Source organism: Aliiglaciecola lipolytica E3 (assembly GCF_000314975.1).
Classification (GTDB): domain Bacteria; phylum Pseudomonadota; class Gammaproteobacteria; order Enterobacterales; family Alteromonadaceae; genus Aliiglaciecola; species Aliiglaciecola lipolytica.
Genome location: NZ_BAEN01000035.1, coordinates 166,562 through 190,686 on the forward strand (window position 1 = coordinate 166,562; position 24,125 = coordinate 190,686).

The following is a 24,125-nucleotide window of genomic DNA, read 5'->3' on the forward strand; positions in this document are numbered from 1 at the left end:
AACTAATAAATAATTAAGGCAATTTTAAAGTGAATACACTGCCACCAAGATTACCACCATTGGATAGCATAATTTCACCTTTTCTATCTCCTCGACGATGCGCTGAAGCAATGAGTCTGGCGAAAAACAAACCTAAGCCAGTTCTTCCATTACTTAACTTCATATCCTGCATGTCTACATTGTTGCTGGCCAACATCTTGTTTGGATATCCTTCACCGTCATCTTCCACTTTAATGACTAGCCAGTCATCTTCTTCAAACGCTGAAATTCGCAACTTATGACTGCCATAGCGCATTGCATTTACCAAAATATCGTTGAGCAAAAGCGTGATTAAATCTTGATCTAAATAACGAACCAAATCCTCAGTCTGCTCTATTTCGATAGTCATATTTTTATGACCTAAATATTGCTCATGGGTGATAAAAATATTATCGAGTAAATCATCAATAAAACATTCATCTTCATTTATCGGCAGATTTTCCATTTCCGCCCTATATAATGATAAAAGTTGCACTAATCCTGTATTTAATCGGGATGATTCGTAGTGAGCAGTTGACAGAAACTGTTGGGCAGGTTGATTATCTGCAGTGACGCAGGAATTAAGACCATCGATTGATTGCTGTAACAGGTTGAGTGAACTTTTCATATCGTGTACTGCAGCCGCTAGTACGGTAGAAAAGTCTATTAATTGCTGCTCTTTTACTGACACATTAATACTCTTTAAACGATGCTACAAAATATCAAGTATCCATGAACTAAGGGGTATTTACCAAAAATTTTGCAAAAAAATGGAATAAAAAAGCAGATTTTTATTAAAATTTTATGGAATTAATGTAACCTTAGGTATATATATTTTGAATATAAGCATATACGTCTAAAGGTATTTGGTTAATAAAAATGAAATTACAGCAGCTAAGATACATTGTCGAAGTCCTAAATAATAATCTGAATGTTTCTGCAACAGCAGAAAATCTATATACCTCACAACCTGGAATCAGTAAGCAAGTACGCATGCTTGAAGATGAGTTGGGTGTTCAAATTTTTGGAAGAAGTGGCAAACATTTAACTCATGTTACTGATGCTGGACAGGACGTCATCAACATATCTCGTGAGATCTTGGCTAAAGTTGAAAGTATCAAGGCGGTAGCTAGAGAGCATACCTTACCCGATCAGGGAAAGCTCAACATTGCCACAACTCATACCCAAGCGCGATATGCGTTGCCTGATGTAATCAAAGGTTTTATGGGCAAATATAAAAAAGTATCGTTGCACATGCATCAAGGGACCCCATCGCAGATAAGTGATTTGGCGGCAAAAGGCGAAGCAGACTTTGCAATCGCCACAGAAGCGTTGCATTTGTACAACGATTTAGTGATGTTGCCTTGTTATCATTGGAATCGCAGTATTATTGTTAACCGCGACCATCCGTTAGCGAAGAAAACCTCTATAACTATTCAAGATATTGCTGAATATTCATTGGTCACCTATGTTTTTGGCTTTACAGGACGTTCTGAGCTGGATCAGGCGTTTGATCGCGCAGGTCTTGAGCCTAAGATTGTTTTTACTGCTACAGATGCTGATGTGATTAAAACGTATGTCAGATTGGGAGTGGGCATCGGTGTTATCGCATCAATGGCGGTGGATGATAAATTAGACGGTGATCTGGTTAAAATAGATGCAAGCCATTTGTTTGAATATAGCACGACCAAAATAGGCTTCAGAAAGGGCTCATTTTTACGTAGCTACATGTATGAGTTTATCGAACGTTTTGCCCCGCATTTAACCAAAGATGTGGTAGAAAAAGCGATGATGCTGAAAAATAATGATGAAGTTGAAAAAATGTTCAAAGGTTTAACGTTACCCGTTAAATAAACGGGTAACATTTACGTTTGAGGGTGTTTAGTTTTGCTTAATTAACACTCGATAATATTGACAGCTAAACCGCCGCGCGCGGTTTCTTTATATTTAGATTTCATATCATTGCCCGTGTCCCACATAGTTTTAATGACTTTGTCGAGCGACACCTTGTGTTGTCCGGTTCCTCTTAATGCCAATCTAGACGCGTTAATGGCTTTGATTGCACCCATTGCATTGCGCTCGATACAAGGTACTTGAACCAATCCACCTACCGGATCGCAAGTCAGACCTAGATTATGCTCCATTCCTATTTCAGCAGCATTTTCTACTGCATCAACAGAACCTCCTATGATTTCTGTTAACGCACCAGCTGCCATTGAACAGGCTACGCCAACTTCTCCTTGGCAGCCGACTTCTGCTCCAGATATGGACGCGTTCTTTTTATACAGTATGCCAATTGCTGAAGCGGTGAGTAAATATCGCGCGGCGGTTGCTTTTTCTACTTTTCTAACAAATTTATCGAAATAACAAAGCACGGCAGGAATGATGCCCGCCGCTCCATTTGTCGGCGCTGTTACGACTCTGCCACCTGCGGCGTTTTCTTCGTTGACGGCCAGTGCAAAAAGGTTAACCCAATCCATAGCTTGCATAGGATCAGCTGTTTGTTCTGTTTCAAGACGACGATATAGGGCAGGGGCACGTCTGGTTACTTTAAGACCGCCCGGTAGAATACCTTCTGTATGAATGCCATTGTTAACTGATTCCAACATCACTTGCCATATATTCCAAAGCTTATCGATTACGTCTGCTTTAGGTTGTACAGTGGATTCATTTTCAAGCATCAGTGAACTGATCGACAGGCCATGTTCTTTGCATTGTTGGATAAGTTCTAATGAGCTGGCAAACGGGTATGGCAGAGGCTTTTGCTCTTTTTCGAGAGACATGTTCTTTACAGACTGAAAATCCTCTTGTTTAACGATAAAGCCGCCGCCAATAGAATAATAAGTTTGACTCAATAAGATTTGCTTATTTTTGTAAGCATGCAATGTCATACCGTTGGAATGTAGGGGTAGGGTTTTACGGCGATGGAACACGATTGCCCCTTCGCGCGGGAATTTGACCTCATGTTCGCCGTTTAATGTGAGCCGTTGGGTATTTTCGATTTCCGACAACCAACCATTCACTTTGGTTACATCAACCGTTTCAGGATCATGCCCTAGCAGTCCCAAGATAACAGCTTTACCTGTGCCGTGACCTTTACCGGTTTGACCCAAAGAACCAAATAATTCAACACATACTTGATCAACATCAGTCAATTGATTGTCTGATATGAGCTGCTGGCAGAATGCACTTGCTGCTCGCATAGGGCCAACGGTATGAGAACTCGAAGGTCCTATGCCAATGCTGAACATGTCAAAAACGCTGATCATTAGAGTATTTCCTAGCTTAATTAGATTGCATATTACTATGCTGATACTTAGTCAAAGGGGCAAGTATTTGCAGCCTAATTATAGACGATAATTGTTAATGACTATGTAAACAAAACTTATACAGCGAGTATTACAGGCGTGAAAGAGGCTTGAGTTTAACGTTCTGAAAGCGGTGAATTGATGTGATTGGACAATAGGCGAATAAAAGACGCTGTTGCCCCCCAAATGGTTTTTTCTTGCCAACTAATAAAATAAATTGGATGTCTTTTTCCATTGCGTTTTACCCAATGGATTAGGTGATTATTTTTGTCTAACAGATGCACCAATGGCACTTCAAACACGTTATCCACTTCATTGCGATCTAATATTAATTTGAATTCGGGTTGGACTAAACTAACAAACGGCGTAACTTCAAACCGGCTGACGGTACGAAATTTGGGCAAGTTACCCAGAAGGGTTATTTTATCTGCTGCTATGCCGATTTCTTCTTGGGTTTCGCGAAGGGCGGTATGTGCCAAATCGGTATCGCTTTTTTCTTGTTTTCCACCGGGGAAGCTGACTTGTCCAGGATGATTTTTTAGATGCAGCGCGCGCTGGGTAAACAGAACAGTTAATGCGTCAGCGCGTTCAATAATTGGAATTAAAACAGCGGCAGGTTTTCCCGGCCCAACGAGGGGAAAGTCGGCTTCAGGCAATACTCTTCTTGGGTGTTGAAATCGTCGTATAAATTCTTGTTTGTTCATACTTCAGATTCCAATATAGGCAGTATTTTAGATACTTTATCTAAACTTTCCTGATATTCATCCTGTGGATTTGAATCTAAAACGATGCCGCCGCCTGCCCAGCAATAAATATTGTTGTCTTCACACAATAGAGTGCGGATACAAATGCTAGTATCCATGTTACCGCTTCTGTCTATATAGCCGATACTGCCGCAATAAATATTGCGTCTATCAGGCTCTAACTCATCTATTATTTCCATTGCACGTATTTTTGGTGCGCCAGTAATAGAGCCCCCCGGAAAGGCCCCTGCTAACAGATGTAAACTGTCATTTTCTGGGGTTAATTCGCCACATACTGTGCTAACCAGATGGTGTACTGCTTCGAAGGTTTCGATCGCAAACAGGGTTGGTACGCGAATAGAATGATCCTGACAAGATTTACTGAGGTCATTGCGCAGTAAATCCACAATCATGAGGTTCTCTGCGCGATCTTTTTCTGAATGCAATAAATCTTGAATATTTTGTTGATCGACACGCGTGTCTGGATCTCGCGGTCGAGTGCCTTTGATTGGTTGGCTTTGTACCTGCTTATCTTTCACTGACAAGAATCGTTCTGGTGAAATACTTAAAATACTACTATTGCCTAGTTGGATATAAGCTGAAAATGGTGCTTGATTTGCGTGCCGTAAACGTAAATACGCCTGCCAATCTGCTCCTGTATATTGGGCGCTAAATCGTTGTGCTAAGTTGACTTGGTAGCAGTCTCCACTACGTAAGTAGTCGAGTATGCGTTGCAACTTTTCAAGATATGCAGGTTTTGACATGTTTGCCTGCCAAGGAGTAGTTAGCTTAAATGAGCTATCATTTTCAGTGGGGCGAGTCGCACTTATCAACGCTTCTATTTGCGCTTTGCTGGGCGCGCCAGAGTCAGGTAAATCGGCCAAATAAAATACACCTGATTGATTATCCTTTATGACACTCCAGGCGTAGATGCCAACGGCCATGTCAGGCGTTATGTAGTTATCTAATGCGTGACTAGGTAAGGTTTCATAACATCGTCCTAAGTCATAGCCAAAATAACCGACTGCACCGCAAGTAAAGGGGAGTTCATACTCATTGTTGTGTTCACTTGAACTGGTATTCGGTAGTGTTGTGTTGAGTAAATTGCGCAACACATCAATGGGTTGACCGACGACGATTTCGGTTGACTGTTTATCATTATGGTATGTGATTTCACAGGTTGTGTGTTTAGCACTAATCGTTGCCAGTGGGTTCGCGACAAATATATCGAAACGTGCATTTGTGTGTTGGCTATTGGCTGAATCGAGCAAAATAGCCCATTTTGTTTGGCAAAAGTGCGCAAACAATTCTGTTATGTCCGTTGTCGATGGAATAGCAAGTGTTTGAATACGAGGGCTTTTACAAGCGCGATGTTGCATGAAAATATTACCAACAAATTTAAATTATACGTGTTTTGCGATGGAGCAATTGTTCCCAAGAGGGTATCATATTGCTAGATATCTAACGACACAAAAAACTTCCCTATAATTGATTTAGAGGCACCTATGGCAGTCATACGTCAGCAAGATTTAATTGATAGCATTGAAGATGCATTGCAGTTCATTTCTTATTATCACCCATTAGACTACGTAAAAGCAGTTGAAGCGGCCTACCACAAAGAGCAAAGCCAGGCAGCCAAAGATGCAATGGCGCAAATATTGATAAATTCACGTATGTCGGCAGAAGGTAAACGTCCTCTTTGCCAAGATACGGGAATCGTAACCTGTTTTGTAAAGGTTGGAATGGGCGTGCAGTGGGATAAGACCGATATGACTGTCCAGCAAATGGTTGATGAAGGAACGCGCAGAGCATATCTTAATCCTGATAACCCTTTGAGAGCCTCTATCGTTTCAGACCCAGCCGGCGCACGCAAAAATACCAAAGACAATACACCGGCAGTTGTGCATATCGATATGGTTCCGGGTGAAGGTATTGAAGTAATGATTGCGGCCAAAGGGGGCGGTTCTGAAAATAAATCTAAAATGGTTATGCTTAACCCCAGTGATGATATAGCAGATTGGGTAGTTAAAACGTTACCCACTATGGGAGCAGGGTGGTGTCCACCTGGCATGCTAGGTATAGGCATAGGTGGAACCGCTGAAAAAGCAGCTGTTTTAGCCAAAGAAAGTTTGATGGACCCGGTAGATATTCAAGAGCTTATGGAGCGCGGAGCGCAAACGACCGAAGAAAAATTGCGTCTTGATATATTTAAAAAAGTCAATGATTTGGGAATTGGCGCGCAGGGACTAGGTGGTTTAACTACCGTGGTAGATATAAAGATTAAGTCGGTTCCAACCCATGCAGCTTCGAAACCTATTGCCATGATCCCTAACTGTGCAGCCACTCGTCATGCGCATTTCCACTTAGACGGAAGTGGTCCTGCTGAGCTAACACCACCAAAGCTTGAAGATTGGCCTGATATTACTTGGGAAGTGGGTGAAAACACCCGCCGAGTAAATTTAGATACAGTGACCAAAGAAGATATATTGGATTGGAAAGTAGGCGAGACGGTTCTGTTGTCTGGCAAAATGTTGACCGGTCGTGATGCTGCCCATAAACGAATTCAAACTATGTTAGACAATGGCGAAGGATTACCTGAAGGCGTTGATTTGACTAACCGCTTTATTTATTACGTAGGGCCTGTCGATGCGGTTGGTGATGAGGCAGTTGGACCTGCTGGACCAACAACGGCAACGCGTATGGATAAGTTTACCGACATGATGCTGGAAAAAACCGGTTTGATAGGCATGATTGGTAAGGCCGAACGTGGGCCTGCAACAGTCGATAGTATCGCGAAACACAAAGCTGTGTATCTAATGGCTGTGGGTGGTGCTGCGTATCTTGTTTCTAAAGCCATTAAAAAATCGCGAGTCGTAGCTTTCGAAGATTTAGGCATGGAAGCTATTTATGAGTTTGATGTTGAAGATATGCCAGTGACAGTTGCGGTGGATAGCACAGGAGCTAACGCCCACCAAACGGGTCCTGCTATTTGGAAAGTAAAAATTGAAGATTTGAATAAAAAGCTAGAAACATCTTAAAGTAGCGTAAAGAGTGCACCTCTAAAAAGGTGCACTTTACTTGTCTCGTCGCTATTTCATCTTAAATCTATTCAAAAAATAATTAGAACCTCATCCTATGAATTTAGATCAAACTACCATTTTACTGTTAATTGCTACCGCTGTTGTGAGTTTGCTTATCGGTGTACTTTTGGCCAGCGCTATTGGTCGCCAAAAGCATGCAGAAGAAAAAAAACAACTAGACGTACAGCATGAAATGCATCGTAGCCAACTTGAAAATCAGATACTGCAGCAACATGATGAACTGGTAAAATTACAGGAACGATTGGAAGCTGCACACCAGGAACAACTTGTTGCGCAACGTAAATTTGGGGAACTAGAACAAAAGAATCTGCAAATTACACAACTATCATCACAATTAGAAACTTGGCAGAACAACGCCCGACAGGCCACAGAAAAGGCGAATCAGTATTACTCACAATTGGAATCGCAAGCCGCTAGTTTTAACCAAGAACGCATTTCTCTAGAAGACAAGCTTGCATTACTCGCCAGTGCAGAAAAGCGCTTACAAGAACAATTTGAAAATTTAGCGAATAAAATATTCGAACAAAAACAAGAAAAATTCACCCAGTCCAGTAAAGCCGGTTTAGATGCATTACTATCGCCACTTAAAGAACAAATAGAAGGTTTTAAGCGTCAAGTAACCGATCAATACGTCAAAGAAGGCCAAGAACGAGCTTCCCTTAAAACAGAAATTTTAGGCCTTAAAGAGCTTAATCAGCAAATCACGCAAGACGCCGCTGCGCTGACAAAAGCGTTGAAAGGGGATAATAAACAGCAAGGTAATTGGGGAGAAGTTGTTTTAGAGAGGATTTTGACCGAGTCAGGATTGCGTGAAGGGCATGAATTTGATACTCAAGTTAGCCTGAAAAATGAATCAGGAAAACAATATCAGCCAGATGTTGTAGTCCATTTGCCAAATGATAAAGATATCGTTATTGACTCAAAAGTGTCTTTGGCAGATTACGAGCGTTACTTTAACTGCCAAGATGATGAAGTAGCCAAAAAGCAATTTATTCAAGCACATACCAATTCAATTCGAAATCATATTAGAGAATTGGGTAAAAAGGATTATCAAGATTTAAAAGGTATTCGCACATTAGATTATGTGCTGATGTTTATTCCCATTGAATCGGCTTTTCTGGTGGCCATCGATCAAGCGCCAGAATTGGTTAAATTGGCATTAGATAATAATATCATGTTAGTTAGTCCCACCAATCTGCTAGTGGCTCTGCGAACCATCAATAATATTTGGCAGTACGAATATCAAAATCAGAACGCCCAAAAAATTGCCACGCAGGCCGGTAAGCTCTATGACAAGTTTCATGGATTTGTCGACGACATGGAGAAAATTAGCAAGTCTGTTGAAAGCGTACAAAAACATGTGGATGCCGCGTCCAATAAGCTGGTGTCAGGAAAGGGAAATCTTGTCCGTCAGATTGAACAGTTCCGTCATTTAGGTGTGCAAACCAATAAGCGTCTTAAGCAAGAATTGGTAGAACAGGCGGAAGACCAAATTGAAGACGATGAAACTTAAGAATTGGCGTTTAATACTTTCTTTCTATCCACAATAGTGTCACCACCACAATAAACATCCACCAAAATGGATACTTAGATACGTATTCTAAGTATTCCTTGGGAATTGCCGCTGTGCTTTGTTGAACTTGACGTTGACTTGCTGCATGTTTACCGGATTGTTGCCAGCTAGACCATTGTTGTTTGGAATACACATAAAAACTAGACTGACTGACAATCGTCTGATTGGCGTCGGCAGGGTTGAGAGAACGTGTATACCAGCCTTGCGATTCTGGCCAGATAACGCTGCATTGTTTTTCAGTAATTGGTGACGAAGGAGCAAGCAAAAGTGTTCGCTTTAGATTTTCCGTACTTGAGTTAATCGGGCCCTGATAATAGGCACTATGTACATTGTTGTTGCCTAATGCACATATCCTCAATGGATCATTAACATACGCTACTTCTTCCTCATCGATTGGCAACCAATTCACCTCAGAAGAAGGGCGGCTTATTTGCCCTATCAAATACTGCCAATATTGACTGTAAGTTTGTTCTTCTCCCGAGAGTTGCCATTGGTAACTGTTATTAACAAGTGAAATGGCTACATTGCCAAGACCAACATTTTGGTTCAGTACAACAGGTTTATTTTGAGTATCCGTTACCAGTGCTTGATAGTTTTTCAATCGAGGGTGTTTACTGGTTAAATTCGCGTTTAAATAACTTATCGGTTGTGCTGTCTGTATTTGTGACCAGCGTAATAAGTTACTTATTGTATTGCTATCATTTGCTTCTGTTGAAATTTCGATGTTTGATAGTATGGTGAACTGATGATTTTGGTTATCCGTTATTAATGACTGATCGGCAATTATCAATATGCCTAATCCAGCATTTATTGCTCTGGATATTGCGTTTCGATATTCCTCTGACAATCCTAATAATGCGCGGCCATCGATTAATAAAAGATCATAGGAAGATAAGGAATCTAAGCCTTGTTCTTCTGACTCTTTTTTTGAAGTATTCAGATATTGAGTAATGTATTTGTTTTGGCTAATTTGGGTTTGACTAGTTAATTTTGTATTGAATTGACTGGCCCAGTTTTTAAAGTGTTTGGTTTCAAATGATGGAGCTGACTGCACAATAAGTATGTTGGGTGGTGTATTTTGCTCAACGCTAAAGGCAATATTTTCACTCATCTCTGGCGCAGATGTTCCTGTATTTGTCACGGTTAAAGTGTAAAGCCATTGCCCACGAACACTTACTGGAAATGAAAACTGGAATGCTTCACCATCTCTTAGATTTTTTGTTTCGAGTATTTCGCCGTCAGGTTGCAAAAGTGACACTTGATAAATTTGTTTACGTAAAGATGCTGTGTCATCCACATTGGCAATACGTAGTTTGCCAGATATCTTTTGATATTCGCCGATGACAAGACGTTTGATCCAGCGCATTTCAATTGGCCCGCTGCGCAGAGTAGAAGGTGCAAAGTGTATTTCTAAAGGAACGCGACTTTGTTCTTGGCTAAGGGCTTGTAGCGCATTCCATTGTTGCTCGCTTAATCCATCGCCGATGACGGTGAGTTGTTGTAATTGTGGTTTAGCGAACAATAATTGTTCAGGTTGATGTATAACCTGCCAGTTGTTTTCGATAGTACTCTCATTGGCAGAATTAATCAGGTCAGAATTTGCAAGTACAAACGTGGAGTGTAGCTTAGAATCATGTTCAGTAAGTTGTTTCTCTACTAAGGCTAGATCAGCACCCACGGTAATTAGTGTGGCTGAAGAAACATGTGTTCGCTTAACTTGAATGTCACTCAATAGCGCTATTACATTCACGAATAAAACTAAATTTAGGATGACGACTAGCCATTTCCGAAAAGCACCTTGTTTGCTAACTCGCTTAAATATAAGCGGTAAACAGTAGCCAAAGGTGAGGATTAATAAAATTAATCCAAAATAGCTGACCCAAACGGGGAACCCAGGTAAAAAGTTGATATGAACCTGACTAAACAACTCGACACTCACTATTGCGGCCTCGTTTGTTGATTTAGAAAATCTGCATAACGCTGCATAATTGGATTATTACCACGATACTTCTGTTGGGGTAGATTAGGCTCTGCTACAGGAGCAGGAAGTTGTCGCCATAATTCGCTTTGTAGTTCTGGTATACATGCCTGACAGTCAGCTAATTCAAAACTCTTACTGAGTTGAATCCGTTCAATCGTCGCGTTAAAAACCATGAGTGCAGGCCGAGACGCCGCTTCTCGGTTAAACTGCTGTTTTATACTTTCCAGCAATTCGTTATCGGCATTGGTAACTGGCTGGCTGAGATTGTTTAATCGAGAAAGCAACAACCTGATATTTTCTATTTCTTGATCATTTTTGGGAACCGTTTGCTGTTGTTCATAAGTTAAAATGTCACTTAAGTCCCCTTGATATCGACGTGATTCGGTAACCGGTGGGGGTTCAAATCCTAGCCTTTTAACATAGATACGCTCGGCTTTTTTTGCTTGGTTTAAGTATTTTAGAGCGAGCTCTTCATAGGGTAGTGCTTTTATAGGATCACTTAATTGTAAATATAGCTCGGCCTCCCACATATGGGCGATAGCTTGTTTCATTAGTGCTTTTGGACTTTGTGTCCCCATAACACCCACATCGGTATCGGCATGATTGTGGCCGAAGGTTTCGATGGCTTGTTGATAACCAGACTTATCATCGTGTCCGCTATCATTGTCTGCATGATGTGGATCATGATGGTCGTCGGTGTGGGGAGAAGCACGATCCGCAACGTGCGAGTTAGCCTGATTATTTTCGTGTGAACCTAAGGCACGCTGTGGCGTGTCATCATGTTTATCTAAATCGTCGTTATGGTCGCCATCTTTGACATGAACTTCTGGTACGCCAGCGTCTGAATCACCGCCATGATTACCGCTACCATCATCAAATTCATCGCCTAAATACTGCCCATACTTTGTCTTCAAGTCACTTTGGGCATGACCGAGTGATCTTGACGTGAGAGTAAATTGCTCTTCGCTTAAAAACGAGGTGTCAGCAATAAGTTGTTGAGTTTCAATAATTATTTGCCGTTGGCTTTTAAAATATTCTGGTATGAAATCAATTAACATTCCCTCGCTCATTAGCAAATCTTGTTCATCTTCCAACCATTTAATTATCTTGGTCTCGGAGCGTGCGGTTTGGTTAATGGGTAATTTATTGTCTTGGGCGCGGATGGTGAAATACAGTTCATCACCGGGCTCCATGCCAAGCTCAATTAGATTCCACGTTTTTTTATGTACGCCAGATGTTTTGTTACTTGAGTTGTCCATTTCAACCTCATCGAAACTAAACACCTGATCTCTAAATTTTACCGCTTCACCTGAACCTTTCGCCACAGACGCCAATATATCAACATTGGAAATGCCAAAATCATCACTGATGTGAACCTCTGCTTCAAGCACAGGGGAAGATGACTTTGCAAAGGTACTGATGGTTTGTTTTGGCGTCAATATTCTAATTTTGGGTGCAATATCTTGAGTTATCATCACACTATGCACACCACCAATTAGACCGTTGTCATCACGAATATAATATACGCTGGAATGTAAAAAGGTGTGTGTGATTGAAAACACACCGTCTTGTCGCTTTTCTAATTTTATGCCTTTATTTTTAGCGTCGATAGCAACGTCTTCAGCTGTGTTTACGGCCTGTGACGTTGATATGTGAATATATTTATCACCCGCTGAATGATTAAACTTAAATTGCCAGGTTATTTTTGAATTAGCTATCGTAGCTAAATCCAAATTGTTTTGGGTTTGACTTGCCAATCCCGTGTAGCTAGGTGGCGTGATGGTAGTTTCTTGCCAAATTATCGCCGTTTTAGCATCAGGTTTTGTAGTACTCGTGTCGTCATGATTGGCGAACGTCGATGATAATCTGCTAACTGGGTCAACAAACACCAAACCGACAATAATTAAACTCACTAACAAACTTGCCAATATACTGCGATTATTCGAATACATGGGGGTCAAATTAGGCGATTTATACTGAAAAAGCGTTTGTAGTTTTGACTGTATTTTGTCTTTTTGTAGTTGCTGCAATGGGTTTAATTGAGCGTGTCGCGAGAGTAGCTGTGCACTGTGTTCCAGTTCACTAAATTGTTGATTCAGATAAAGTAGATAGTTATCTAGATTAAATCGTTTTAATAATTTTAAAACGAAAAGTGAAGTTACCCTAACAATGGTGACACACAGCGCGGTAAAACAAGTGAAATATACATTGTTAGTAAACAGAAATACCAAACCACTGAGGGTAATAAGTAGCGGAATACTTTGCCATATATAGTGATATATAAAACGTGTTTTAGCCGTTTTTAGTTGAACCGCTAGTTGGTTTAAAAGTATGTCAGTTCCGTCTTTTTGCATCTAATTGACGTCCTTTTGTGCAAAGGAAGCATTTCTCAAATTAGTGCGCTCACTGTAAATTCGCTCAATACAAAAACAGACAAGTAATAAAATATACAGCCACTTTGTCGGCGAGGAATGAGTATTAAATGCAGATCTTTGTGTTGATGACTGGCTTGGTAAGGCCTTTTCACTTTTATTAATAAGTTGCTCTTCAGTCACTTTTAAAAACTGTAAATCTAAATTGAATTGCTGTTTTGATAATAACTTCTCGGCCAACAATAAAGGAAAGTGGGGGAGATCTTCATATTTGACTAACGAATCCAGCGAATGTAACTCAGAGATGTTGTGTTGTTGGCTTAAGTCGATTATCCAGTCATAGTTGCCCTGTTGTGAATATTCAGCAGCGGAGACATCATATATTTCAAGTTTGTTAGAGACCTGGTGTTGAATTATAGATAAAGCATGACGCCATTTGCTTTCAGATACCAATTCATCCCCTTGTTTATCTTGGTCCAAAATCAAAAGTACGTTTATCGGCTTGATAATTTCAACATTCAATTCGGTTGAACTCTGCTGTGTCTGCGGAAGAACGTGCCACTCATATATCATTGAAGTGGCAATTTTAGAACCAATGAACTGCTGTAACGAATTAGTCACATAAATGTGGGCTCGGGTAATGTATGGATTGAGCAATGAAAAATGGTGAGCACGCATCCAGAGATTCGTGGTTTGCGGTTGTAAACTCGTTGCAAATGTTGGACTTAGCAGTTGTTCCCTCGATAAAGTAGGATACGATTCAGTTAGCAAAAAAACATTTTGTTCTTCTGACGACTTGCTCAGTTCATCGGCCAAAGAACGCTTTTGTTCTGTGCTGGCCATCTTTATCCATAATGGGCTAACTAAGGTGGCAGATTCTTCAGTACTGTTTGTGGTTGATGCTTGCCATACACATTGACTCAGAATCATGCTCAGCAAAACCAATAAAAGTAGTCTAAGTAGCAGCAATTTTCGTTGAGTTAAATAAAGTTGTGCGACAGGTTTTTGCTGTACCTTGCCAATGAGTGAAATGTCAGCAAACTTAATCAACTTTCCTTTTGTTCTGCTGAACAAATGGATTGTAAGTGGAATGGCTAAGGCTAACAACGTTAGCAACCCGATGTTTGAAGCTACACTCAAGTTAGCCAACGGATTCACGTTTGCACCCTTTGCGATGCTGTATTTGAAACGTTTTGCATTCTCAAGCCAGTTGTTTCCGTGCGACTAAGAAATCGAACAACGTTTGATCAAGTGGTTTATCAATATTCGCGCGTAATAATTGGACTTTCTGCCTTTCCATTTGCGCATCTAATTGTTGATTAAACTCCGCCCTGTTTTGTAAATAGTGTTGTTTAGCGCGTTTGGCAGAAACTAGCAGTTGTTGCTGACTTTCTAGATCTTCAAATCTAATTTGCCCTTTGTAGGGGAAGGTTATTTCATCATCTGATTCTAATTGAACCGCAATAACATCCGTTTTCGGGCTGACCAAGCTACTTATCATGTGTGTAATTTCTTGGTTTTTTTGATAAAAATCGCTGACCACAAATACCAGACCATGTCCGCCAATGCTATTTATTTGTGTTTGTATGCCGTGGCTACTGGGAAACTCTCCGCCTGCTTTAATTCTCGCGAGCTGCAGCAAGATTTTTTGCAAGTGTGGTTGCCCTGAGCGAGCGGGCAGAAAATCTATGTGCTGATTTGACAAACTGAGCATCCCGGTAGCATCACCTTGTTGTTGAGCAAGATAGGCTAGGGTAGCTAGCAAATAGCGGCCATAATCCAACTTGTTCCAACTCATTTGGTTGTTGGTGTTACTCGCGCCTTGCAACATTGAGTTACTCGTATCTAATAATAGCCATACGTTGATGTCACTTTCTCTTTCAGCTTCACGTACAAAATATTTATCGGAACGCGCGAATAGTTTCCAGTCTATTTTCCCCAGCGCATCACCGGGTTCGTAGACACGGTACTGGCTAAACTCAACGCCAGATCCACGTTGCGTGCTATTGTGTAAGCCATGTAAAAAGCCTTGCGCCACGGTCTTTGCTATTAGCGGGAGGTCTTTTACCCGTGATAACGTGAGAGGATCAATATATTGCTGGATCATATTGAAAGCCCTAGAGTGGACTTTGAGGCTTAGGCACATCTTCTAGCAGAGCACGAATAACATCATCAGAGCTGATACTTTGTGCTTGTGCTTGAAAATTGAGCAGTATTCTATGCCGTAAGACTGGATAGGCAATCGCATCTATGTCTGTTAGCGTAATCGCAAATCGACCATCTAGTAAAGCATTGGCTTTTGCACATAACACCAATGCTTGACCAGCGCGCGGACCGGCTCCCCATTGCACATAAGAATCTACGGTTTGGCTAATACAGTTATGCTCTTGAGCTGTAGGGCGAGTGTTACGTGCTAAGCGACTGACATACTGTAATAAAGGTTCTGAAATTTCTACATCACGAACAAGCTGCTGTAGCAGTATAATATCGTCACCTTTTAATACTTCATTTAGCGTTGTGGTTACTGAGCCGGTTGTGCGACGTAAAATTTCGACTTCATCCTGCTCACTAGGATATCCCACTCTAACAAACATCAAAAAACGGTCCAGTTGCGCTTCTGGTAAAGGGTAGGTACCAGCTTGTTCAACTGGATTTTGGGTGGCTAATACGAAAAATGGCTTTGGTAGTGGATATTGACTTCCAGCATAGCTAATACTGCGTTCTTGCATTGCTTCTAATAAAGCCGCTTGGGTCTTAGGCGGTGTACGATTGATTTCATCAGCTAACAAAATGTTGGTAAAGACCGGACCTCTTTGAAATTTAAAAAATCGTTTTCCACTATCGTGATCCGTTTCTAATATTTCAGTACCGACAATGTCACTTGGCATTAAATCTGGTGTGAATTGTACGCGATTAAATTCAAGCTCTAAGGTTTTTGCTAGGGAACTGACCATCAAGGTTTTTGCAAGCCCAGGTACTCCTTCAAGCAAACAATGTCCTCCGGCTAATATACTGACTAAAAGCTGACGAATAACCTGTTGTTGACCAACTATCACTTTGCCAACTTCATCAGTTACCTTGGCAATTGCGCTTAGAGTGTCTTTTAATTGTTGTTCTGATAGATTTTCCAAAACGTACTATTCCTTAACGTGTAAGCGTTGTTCTAAAGCTTATTATGCAGTCATTGCATAAACGACGATATTCACTGCAAACTTGGTGTTATCGACTTTTAACCAACGCTTATTGCGAAAGTCATAGTCCCACTCACAGCCTAAATCTTTATTACTGTACAACACGCCAATTCGGCCATTAATCACGATAGCTTTGAGGTAGTTGTGTACTAGATCATCACCATAACCATTGAGTTCGATTGAAGTGCGCGGTGGACCATCGAATTCAAAAAAGGAAGAATAGATAGGGTGATCATTCGGAATTTTTTGCAGGGCGTCAGGCCCAAAAATATCTGCCATTTGGGCTTCAAATGTGCGTGCAAACATGCCATCAATATCGTGATTACAATCATCGACAAATATAAAGCCGCCGTTTTCGACGTATTGTTTAAAGTGTTTTCGCTCTTGGAGATTAAACTGTACGAGTCTATGTCCTGCCATATAACAAAACGGCGCAGATAACATTGCCGGGTCGGAAAGCGGTACAATGTGTTCTTTTAAATCGACTCGTAAACTGGTGTACTCAATCAACGAATTAAGTACATTTGCGGGCATTCTTTCGTCAACTTCCCAATCTCCAGACTCGTAACTAAGTCGGGTAAAATAAAAGTCATATTGGGGCCGCTGCAACGCCATTCCTGTGTTTGGCAACGCCAAAGCAGATAGGAATAACCCCGATTTCGCCAGAAAAGCACGTCTGTTAAGCGCCATAAAAGATACTTCGAATGATTAAAAAGCCAGACAGCTTGGCTGTCTGGCAAATACACATAATTACACAGCGTCGGAGAGGCTGCTAAAGGTAAAGTCACGAATTTTCATTGGCGGGATCAAATTGCCATCGATTCGTTCTGGTTTACCTAAACCTTCAATATTGTTTAACATCACAATTGGACTTTCGTTAAAACGGAAGTTCTTAATCGGATATTTAATTTCACCATTTTCAATATAAAAAGTACCGTCGCGAGTTAGACCTGTATATAACAGTGTTTGTGGATCTAGCGTACGGATGTACCAAAGTCGAGTGACTAATACACCTCTACGCGTATTTTTAATCATATCTTCTAATGATTCATTACCACCAGCCATAATAATATTGCCGCCGCCTGGTATATAGGCTGTTTTACTGTGTTTGGCCCAATAAGGCGTGTTCGGCATATTTTTAACAATACCGTCTTTGATCCAATCGACCTTTTCACGTGGGAAGCCGTTTTGTTCAAATGGTGCAGCAGGTGCAATAGGGTTTGATGGATCAGAATAAATATGTACGCGTTCATCGAACATTTTTTCGCCCAGTTTATTCAATGGCGCATCTTTACCCTCTGATTTCTTTTTGCTCAAAAAGCTGCGACCTTCATCAGCACTGCGTTGATCAAAATTATTAATCATATTTTCAATTAACTGCACACCTGCGGCTGGCTCTAGAATAACGGTGTATTTGCCGGGCTCCATTTCTTTAGCATCTACCGAGCCTTTAGCTTTTTGAATTGCTATTTGTGAAGCTTTACCGGTATCTAGCATTTTATAATCGCTATAATTACGGGTTGCCCAACCTGAGCCTTTACCATCTTCTGTTCGAATGGTGACGGAGAAGTCCACGTTCGTTGCAGTGTTATAGGCAAACAAGCCTTTGTTGTTCATGATTGCGTTGAACGTTACTTCTTCTTCTAAAAATCCAGAAGCGACCAGCTTACCTTTTTTAGAGGGGGCAATACTGGCTTCCGCCGCGTTTGCTCGATCATCTGGTGTTACATTAGCTGTAGATTCTACATAAGTTCTGGATTCTAAGTACTTTTGTGGTCCAAAAACCGGCATTAACTCTTCGTTATCTGGCGCTAGTTTAGCCAGTTCTTCGGACCGTCTAACGACCTTTTCTAATGAAACATCGTCAAACTCATTGATCGTGGCTACGCCCATCTTTTTACCAAACGTAGATTGCACAACCAACACAACATCGGATTCTTCTCCTGCAGTGGACACGGTATTTCGCGCGTAGCGAATGTTGCCAGCTGTTCTGCCATCAAGATTACATTCACACTCATCGGCTTTAGAAAGTGCAATCACTTTAGATAGTAACTTTTTGGCTGTTTCTTGATTAATCATTGTCATGATCTTTGTCTTCCTTCTAATTCGTTACCTGATTACACATTTCGCGCAGTGTTGATGACATTTATGTCATTGAATCTCGTGGTTGAACAACCGTGAGAAACCGCACTTGCTTGTGAAGGTTGACCCTTTCCGTCAAAGAATGAACCACCTAATCGATAATCCGATTTTCCTGCCGTTTGCACGCAGCTATTCCAAAACTGTTGAGTGTTCGACTGGTATGCAACATCTTCAATTTGATCGACAATTTCACCGTCTTTAATCTCATAAAAAAGTTGTCCGCCAAATTGGAAGTTATAACGTTGTTGATCAATGGAGTAAGAACCTCGCCCAGCGATATAGATACCTTTTTCAACATCTTTGATGACATCTTCAGCAGAAATATCTTTTTTGTTGGGTTTAAGTGAAACGTTAGGCATGCGTTGGAATTGCACATCGCGCCAGCTTTGCGAATAGCAGCACCCATGAGACTCTTTTTGGTCAATCATATGCACTTGATCACGGGTAGCTTGATAGTTGACTAATATGCCGTCTTTAATCAAATCCCACTCTTTGGTTTTAACCCCTTCATCATCGTAAGCAACATTGCCTAGTGAATAGGGTTGGGTTTTATCTGCAAATAAATTAACGATTTCAGAACCATATTGGAACTTGCCACTTTTCCACTTATCCAAAGTGGCAAAACTGGTGCCGGCAAAGTTGGCTTCATAACCTAGTACTCGATCGAGTTCTAAAGGATGCCCAACGGATTCGTGAATGGTTAGCATCAAGTGAGCCGGATCCAGCACTAGGTCATATTTACCTGGCTCAACCGATTTTGCTTTTAACTTCGCTTGCAATTGTTTACCCGCTGCGGCTGCATCTTCAACGATGTCGTAAGAATTGTTATATCCTACGTTAGCGCCTTTAATTTTGATTTTGTCTTTCTCAAGACCGTCTAAGTATTCAAATCCCATTCCTACTGGATTGCCTAAACCATTACGTTGCTTAAATCCGTTCTCGCCAATTGCTGTCGCGAAGAAGGGGGCCCAAAGACGGTGTATGTCTTGATCAATATATGAGCCTTCGGTAGAAGCAAAATACTTTTGTTCATTAACCAGAAATAACACTGAAGTGATGTAATTTGCACCATTGCTCATTGCTGCATTGTTAGCTTCTAGCAATAATTCCGCCTTCTCTTTAATCGGAACTTCCATGGCATTTTTTTGAATCGGTGTTTGCCAGCTCACTTCACCAGTACCTTTTACAGGCGCTAATTGCACTGGACTCGTTTGAAACTTCGAGTTAGCTAGCGCTACGGCAACGGCTTTTTCTGCAGCTTTTGCCACGCTATCAGGTGTCATATTTGAAGTGGAAGCAAAACCCCAGGTGCCATTCGCGATAACACGAACACCGATGCCCGCTGATTCTGTATTCACAATGTTATCTACGTTTTTTTCGCGCGTGGTAACAAACTGATTTAAGTAGCGACCAATCCTTGCATCTGCATAGGTGGCACCTTTTGCTTTAGCTGCATTTAAGGCGATATCAGCAAGTTTCTTTTTGTAAGCAACATCCATTGGTTTGTCTAGCATCTGTTCTGCAGATACGGCAATACCGGATATTGGTAACATCAAAGAACCCATACCAACGCCACCCAGCTTAATAAAATCACGTCTTTCCATTTGAATTTTCCTCTGAAGTCGGTGCGTTATTTATTGTAATTTTAATATTTCGATATATTTATCAATCAAGCACAATTTCGCCAAAATCCGATGTATTTAGGCCATATCAGACTTTATCGTTGGTGAACTAATTACTGCTTGGTCAGTAGATTCGAAAAAACACAAGGTATAACTTGAACTATTTCGCGCGGGGTTTCAATATTTCCGAATGTGCTTTTAAGTCACTTTTAGTTATAAGTGTAAACTTATCAGTTACTTCGCTGAATTTGATAGGCTTGGATAAACTCAACTGAATGGGTGTTTAAAAATTGGTGGTTGTAATTAAATATTTAAATTTCAATAAGATAGAGTTGTCTTGCGGTGAAGTTAATAAGCTTAAGTTGAAACGTGATTAAAATTAAGGGCGGTTGATACGCCCTTAAACTAAATTCTATATTTTGTTAGTAACAGAATGTTACAAGCTCTGAATTTGTTAATCTTCTACTTTCACAGCCCACATATCATGTTCATCAGCGTGTATTATTTGTCCCCAAATTAAATCGCCTGGATTTACATCAAACTCGTCGGTTAAGTAAACCTGGCCGTCAATTTCAGGAGCATCCGCAAAACAGCGCCCAACTGCACCTTCACTGGTGACTTCATCAATCAGGATTTGATATTCCAAGCCAATCTTTTGCTGTAATTTTTCGGCACTTATTTTTGATTGCAACGCCATAAAGCGTTCAAATCTTTCTTGTTTAACAGATTCAGGTACCGGATCAGGTAAATCATTTGCTTTTGCACCTTCTACATCTGAGTACTTAAAACAGCCAACACGATCTAATTGAGCGACTGTAAGGAAATCTAACAACTGCTGAAACTCGTCCTCGGTTTCACCAGGAAAACCGACTATAAAGGTGGAACGAATAATCAGTTGAGGACAAATCGCGCGCCAAGCTTGAATACGTTCGAGCGTTTTTTCTGCTGCAGCTGGACGCTTCATTAGCTTTAATATTCTGGGGTTAGCATGTTGAAAAGGGATATCTAAATATGGCAGAATTTTTCCTTCCGCCATCAGTGGAATCACTTTGTCTACAGAAGGGTAGGGATATACATAGTGTAAACGTACCCAGATCCCCATTTCCGCTAATTTTTTACACAGGCCAAGCATATCGGTTTTTACTGGCATACCATCCCAAAATCCGGTTTGATATTTAACATCTACACCGTAGGCACTGGTGTCCTGGGAAATGACCAACAGTTCTTTTACTCCTGCGTTTTTTAAACGGGTAGCTTCATCTAACACTTCTCCCACCGGACGACTAACTAAATCGCCGCGCATGGATGGAATGATGCAAAAAGTACATCTGTGATTGCAACCTTCAGATATCTTTAAATATGCATAATGTTTAGGGGTTAACTTGATGCCGTGATCAGGAACAAGCTGTAAAAATGGGTCATGTTGCGGTTTAGGTAAGTGTTCGTGCACTTGTTCAACCACACTTTCATATGCATGAGGCCCGGTTATTGCCAAAACATTTGGGTGTACTTCGCGGATCTCATCTTCTTTTATACCCAAACAACCGGTTACAATGACTTTACCATTTTCAGCTAAAGCTTCACCGATCGTATCGAGAGATTCCTGTACAGCGGAGTCGATAAAACCACAGGTGTTGACGATAACTAACTCCGCGTCATTGTATGTAGGTACTACGTCGTATCCTTCGGTGCGTAATTGGGTCAAAATACGTTCAGAGTCGACTAGATTTTTAGGACATCCAAGGCTGACAAATCCAATTCGCGATCCAATTTTGGAGCTGTTCGTGGAGTTTGATTCAAGCACCTTAACTGGCGTTTCTAAAGTGGTGGTTTTATTGGGATTAAAGATTTCTACGCTCATGTGCTGCCTTGTGGCTTTAACAGGGTAATGTTAAAGCGCAATAAATTCGATTGTTAGCTTGCTTGTAACATACTCCGGGCATGTTAAAAGCCGCTGCTTGCTAGTTGACTGATTCGTGAGATTATACAGGAATGTCCGGTGGCGTGATAGCATCTTAAGTAAGAGGGGGACGCCTGACTTTTATTATCTTAACGGAATTGTAGTATTTAAAGCGTGGCTTATTGTCTAACCTAAATTTTTCTATCTTGTGCGTGAAAGTAGAAAGATTTACACTGGCACTATTGATTTCATACAAATAATCATTCACCAATGAATGAAATAAGAATAATTGAAACATGTGTAAATCCCTTTCTAAATCTCTAATAGGTGGAAGCGCCATTGAATATTAAGCTGCTCCACTTTTTGTCATTCAGTTTTATGTTGCTAAACACTTCGGCAGTGTTTGCTGAAGAAGATGAACAAGTCGCTAAATTTATTCAATCTTCAAAAGTTAAAACCTATGATTGTCCCCGCGACGATGCAAACGTCGCTATAGATCTCCATTTAAACAAATCTTCTATTAATCAAACCCAACGTTTGCAATTAACGGTAATGAAAACACATTGGCAAATTTGCATGGGTAATCATGAAGATGCAAAACAGACATTAATTGAGGTTTTGGGCAGTAATGAAGTTGACGAACAATTGGAATACTTCGCTTCAGCAACGTATCAGTTAGGATTTATTTACGATGTGCAGGAAAATTTAGAAAGGTGCACATTGTACAAACGCGCCGAAAAGCTGGCAGAAAATAAATATAAAGATATTAGTTTGAGTGCCCAGTTAGGTTTGATTACAGTATGTAATGCTGACGTCGACGAAGGCGTTAAACTCGGAAAAATGTACGCTTTACTTGAAAAGTATGCTTTGCAAAATGATCAAGCAGCGCTTGCTCATATTCACAACAATATTGGCTTGCTTTACGGTTCACTTGGTCAACAAGTTTTGGCTGCCGAACAATTTCAGAAATCTTATGAGTTAGGTTTGAATCATTATACTAGCTCTAACTTATTGGCTACTTTGATTAGTGTTATTTCTTCACATATGGCCGCTGGTGACTTTGAAAAGGCAGAGCAAGCAATTCAAGAATTTAAAAAGGTAAATAGTTCTGTAGATACGGCGTTATCTAATGTATGGCTATATTTTGCTGAAGCAGGCTTTCACTACCGAACGGGTAATATTGAACAGCTTCGTAATAGTCTGGCGAAATGGAAAATCTATCTTGACGAGATGAATAGCTCCACCTACAGCAGTTTATATCGTTGGTACAGCGCGGTCGTGTGTTATGCAGAACAAGATGCGATTTGTTTACGACAGTTTTTAGCTGAAGAAGAAAATACCAGTGAGGGCTATAAGCTGCTAGTCAATCGAAATAAGGACTATTTGAAGTTTATTGTGCAAATTTATTTGTTTTTAGGGGATGTTGATAATGCCGAAGTTGCATTTGATGCTTTCGCTGATGTAATGATAAATAAAGCCATAGAACAACAGGCTTCTGGTAAAGTTCTTGGCGTGGCAAATTTACACAGTCAAATACTAAGTTTGGAATCCAGTCTTCTCGAATCCAAAAGCAACCGTACCAATATAATTATGTTAATAATCGTTATTACGATTTTAACATTAGGGATATTGTATTATTGGGTACGTCGCAAATACCTGAATAGCCTTTCTTATGATTCAGTCACGAATTTATTAAATAGCAAAACAGCATTAAATAAAATCCGTCAAGTGCCTGAACCCTCTCTAGGGCGTACAAACGCTTTAGCATTATTTGACTTAGGAAACTTCCGTGATGTGAACCGACAAATTGGAGCAACTAACAGTGATTTGGCTTTGCAGCAAATTTCATCGACGCTGAGTCAGGTAACGCGTGATCGCGATATTCTAGGACGGTTCGCACCTGAGCAGTTTATTGTCTGTTTAACTGATATTGAGGAAGATTCTGCAAAATCATTCTTTGAACGTATGCGTTTTGCATTGGAAAATACCATTTTGGGTAAACAGCAAGGTCAACAAGTAAGTATTCGTTCCAGTATGAGTATTTATATCGCCAGTGGCACATTTGACGATTTAGACGAGGTACTAGACGACATGCAATTGTCTTTGGGCATCCGGAGCGAGAACGACTAACTTATGTGGTTATCTGCAGTAGACAATCATTATTTTCAGACAAG

17 protein-coding genes are annotated in these 24,125 nt (G+C 40.7%); 4 read left to right on the top strand and 13 right to left on the bottom strand.

Annotation, left to right across the window (positions count from 1 at the left end; translation table 11 throughout):
* Window positions 1-13: 13 nt before the first annotated feature.
* Window positions 14-715 carry a sensor histidine kinase gene (locus GLIP_RS07890; protein ID WP_040522330.1) on the bottom strand — a complete coding sequence of 234 codons (702 nt, stop codon included), beginning with the start codon at window positions 713-715 and terminating at the stop codon, window positions 14-16.
* 182 nt (window positions 716-897) lie between these two features.
* Between GLIP_RS07890 and cysB the strand changes: the two genes are divergently transcribed.
* The gene (gene cysB / locus GLIP_RS07895) at window positions 898-1,872 is read left to right on the top strand and encodes an HTH-type transcriptional regulator CysB (protein ID WP_008844081.1); all 975 of its coding nucleotides are present in this window, start codon (window positions 898-900) and stop codon (window positions 1,870-1,872) included.
* Window positions 1,873-1,913: 41 nt separating this feature from the next.
* Here cysB and GLIP_RS07900 read toward each other — a convergent pair whose 3' ends face one another.
* The 3 genes from GLIP_RS07900 to pabB form a co-directional block, all read right to left on the bottom strand.
* Window positions 1,914-3,287: an L-serine ammonia-lyase gene (locus GLIP_RS07900; protein WP_008844082.1), complete on the bottom strand. Its 1,374-nt coding sequence runs from the start codon at window positions 3,285-3,287 to the stop codon at window positions 1,914-1,916.
* Window positions 3,288-3,442: 155 nt separating this feature from the next.
* Complete coding sequence (locus GLIP_RS07905) at window positions 3,443-4,030, bottom strand: CoA pyrophosphatase (RefSeq protein ID WP_008844083.1); 588 nt, start codon at window positions 4,028-4,030, stop codon at window positions 3,443-3,445.
* On the bottom strand, window positions 4,027-5,448 hold the full coding sequence (gene pabB, locus GLIP_RS07910; protein WP_008844084.1) for an aminodeoxychorismate synthase component I: 1,422 nt from the start codon (window positions 5,446-5,448) through the stop codon (window positions 4,027-4,029). Before pabB ends, GLIP_RS07905 begins: the two co-directional genes overlap by 4 nt.
* Window positions 5,449-5,574: 126 nt before the next feature.
* Between pabB and GLIP_RS07915 the strand changes: the two genes are divergently transcribed.
* Complete coding sequence (locus GLIP_RS07915; RefSeq protein WP_008844085.1) at window positions 5,575-7,107, top strand: fumarate hydratase; 1,533 nt, start codon at window positions 5,575-5,577, stop codon at window positions 7,105-7,107.
* Between the two features lie 97 nt (window positions 7,108-7,204).
* Window positions 7,205-8,683, top strand: coding sequence for a DNA recombination protein RmuC (rmuC, locus tag GLIP_RS07920; RefSeq protein WP_008844086.1), 1,479 nt, complete (start codon window positions 7,205-7,207; stop codon window positions 8,681-8,683).
* Window positions 8,684-8,693: 10 nt separating this feature from the next.
* Here rmuC and GLIP_RS07925 read toward each other — a convergent pair whose 3' ends face one another.
* From GLIP_RS07925 to rimO, 9 genes are all read right to left on the bottom strand, one after another.
* On the bottom strand, window positions 8,694-10,682 hold the full coding sequence (locus GLIP_RS07925) for a hypothetical protein (RefSeq protein ID WP_008844087.1): 1,989 nt from the start codon (window positions 10,680-10,682) through the stop codon (window positions 8,694-8,696).
* The gene (locus tag GLIP_RS07930; RefSeq protein ID WP_008844088.1) at window positions 10,682-13,078 is read right to left on the bottom strand and encodes a hypothetical protein; all 2,397 of its coding nucleotides are present in this window, start codon (window positions 13,076-13,078) and stop codon (window positions 10,682-10,684) included. Before GLIP_RS07930 ends, GLIP_RS07925 begins: the two co-directional genes overlap by 1 nt.
* Window positions 13,079-14,254: a BatA domain-containing protein gene (locus tag GLIP_RS07935; protein ID WP_040522333.1), complete on the bottom strand. Its 1,176-nt coding sequence runs from the start codon at window positions 14,252-14,254 to the stop codon at window positions 13,079-13,081.
* A gap of 43 nt (window positions 14,255-14,297) precedes the next feature.
* Entirely contained in the window at window positions 14,298-15,203 is a 906-nt protein-coding gene (locus tag GLIP_RS07940) for a DUF58 domain-containing protein (RefSeq protein WP_008844091.1), read from the bottom strand.
* A 10-nt stretch (window positions 15,204-15,213) separates the two neighbouring features.
* Window positions 15,214-16,227, bottom strand: coding sequence for an AAA family ATPase (locus GLIP_RS07945; RefSeq protein ID WP_008844092.1), 1,014 nt, complete (start codon window positions 16,225-16,227; stop codon window positions 15,214-15,216).
* Window positions 16,228-16,269: 42 nt separating this feature from the next.
* Window positions 16,270-16,902: a DUF4159 domain-containing protein gene (locus GLIP_RS07950; protein ID WP_226992198.1), complete on the bottom strand. Its 633-nt coding sequence runs from the start codon at window positions 16,900-16,902 to the stop codon at window positions 16,270-16,272.
* A gap of 135 nt (window positions 16,903-17,037) precedes the next feature.
* Complete coding sequence (locus GLIP_RS07955) at window positions 17,038-18,372, bottom strand: TldD/PmbA family protein (protein WP_008844094.1); 1,335 nt, start codon at window positions 18,370-18,372, stop codon at window positions 17,038-17,040.
* Between the two features lie 32 nt (window positions 18,373-18,404).
* A complete protein-coding gene (locus GLIP_RS07960; protein ID WP_008844095.1) occupies window positions 18,405-20,033 on the bottom strand; it encodes a TldD/PmbA family protein in 1,629 nt (542 codons plus the stop codon).
* A 472-nt stretch (window positions 20,034-20,505) separates the two neighbouring features.
* Window positions 20,506-21,912, bottom strand: coding sequence for a 30S ribosomal protein S12 methylthiotransferase RimO (gene rimO, locus GLIP_RS07965; protein WP_008844096.1), 1,407 nt, complete (start codon window positions 21,910-21,912; stop codon window positions 20,506-20,508).
* Window positions 21,913-22,290: 378 nt separating this feature from the next.
* On the opposite strand from rimO, the gene GLIP_RS07970 reads away from it, so the two are divergent.
* Window positions 22,291-24,081: a GGDEF domain-containing protein gene (locus GLIP_RS07970; protein ID WP_008844097.1), complete on the top strand. Its 1,791-nt coding sequence runs from the start codon at window positions 22,291-22,293 to the stop codon at window positions 24,079-24,081.
* Window positions 24,082-24,125 lie beyond the last annotated feature (44 nt).

Coding starts and splice junctions, on each gene's coding strand:
- cysB (WP_008844081.1), top strand. CDS start 898: ATGAAATTACAGCAGCTAAGATACATTGTCGAAGTCCTAAATAATAAT.
- GLIP_RS07900 (WP_008844082.1), bottom strand. CDS start 3,287: ATGATCAGCGTTTTTGACATGTTCAGCATTGGCATAGGACCTTCGAGT.
- GLIP_RS07905 (WP_008844083.1), bottom strand. CDS start 4,030: ATGAACAAACAAGAATTTATACGACGATTTCAACACCCAAGAAGAGTA.
- pabB (WP_008844084.1), bottom strand. CDS start 5,448: ATGCAACATCGCGCTTGTAAAAGCCCTCGTATTCAAACACTTGCTATT.
- GLIP_RS07915 (WP_008844085.1), top strand. CDS start 5,575: ATGGCAGTCATACGTCAGCAAGATTTAATTGATAGCATTGAAGATGCA.
- rmuC (WP_008844086.1), top strand. CDS start 7,205: ATGAATTTAGATCAAACTACCATTTTACTGTTAATTGCTACCGCTGTT.
- GLIP_RS07930 (WP_008844088.1), bottom strand. CDS start 13,078: ATGCAAAAAGACGGAACTGACATACTTTTAAACCAACTAGCGGTTCAA.
- GLIP_RS07940 (WP_008844091.1), bottom strand. CDS start 15,203: ATGATCCAGCAATATATTGATCCTCTCACGTTATCACGGGTAAAAGAC.
- GLIP_RS07950 (WP_226992198.1), bottom strand. CDS start 16,902: ATGGCGTTGCAGCGGCCCCAATATGACTTTTATTTTACCCGACTTAGT.
- GLIP_RS07955 (WP_008844094.1), bottom strand. CDS start 18,372: ATGACAATGATTAATCAAGAAACAGCCAAAAAGTTACTATCTAAAGTG.
- GLIP_RS07960 (WP_008844095.1), bottom strand. CDS start 20,033: ATGGAAAGACGTGATTTTATTAAGCTGGGTGGCGTTGGTATGGGTTCT.
- rimO (WP_008844096.1), bottom strand. CDS start 21,912: ATGAGCGTAGAAATCTTTAATCCCAATAAAACCACCACTTTAGAAACG.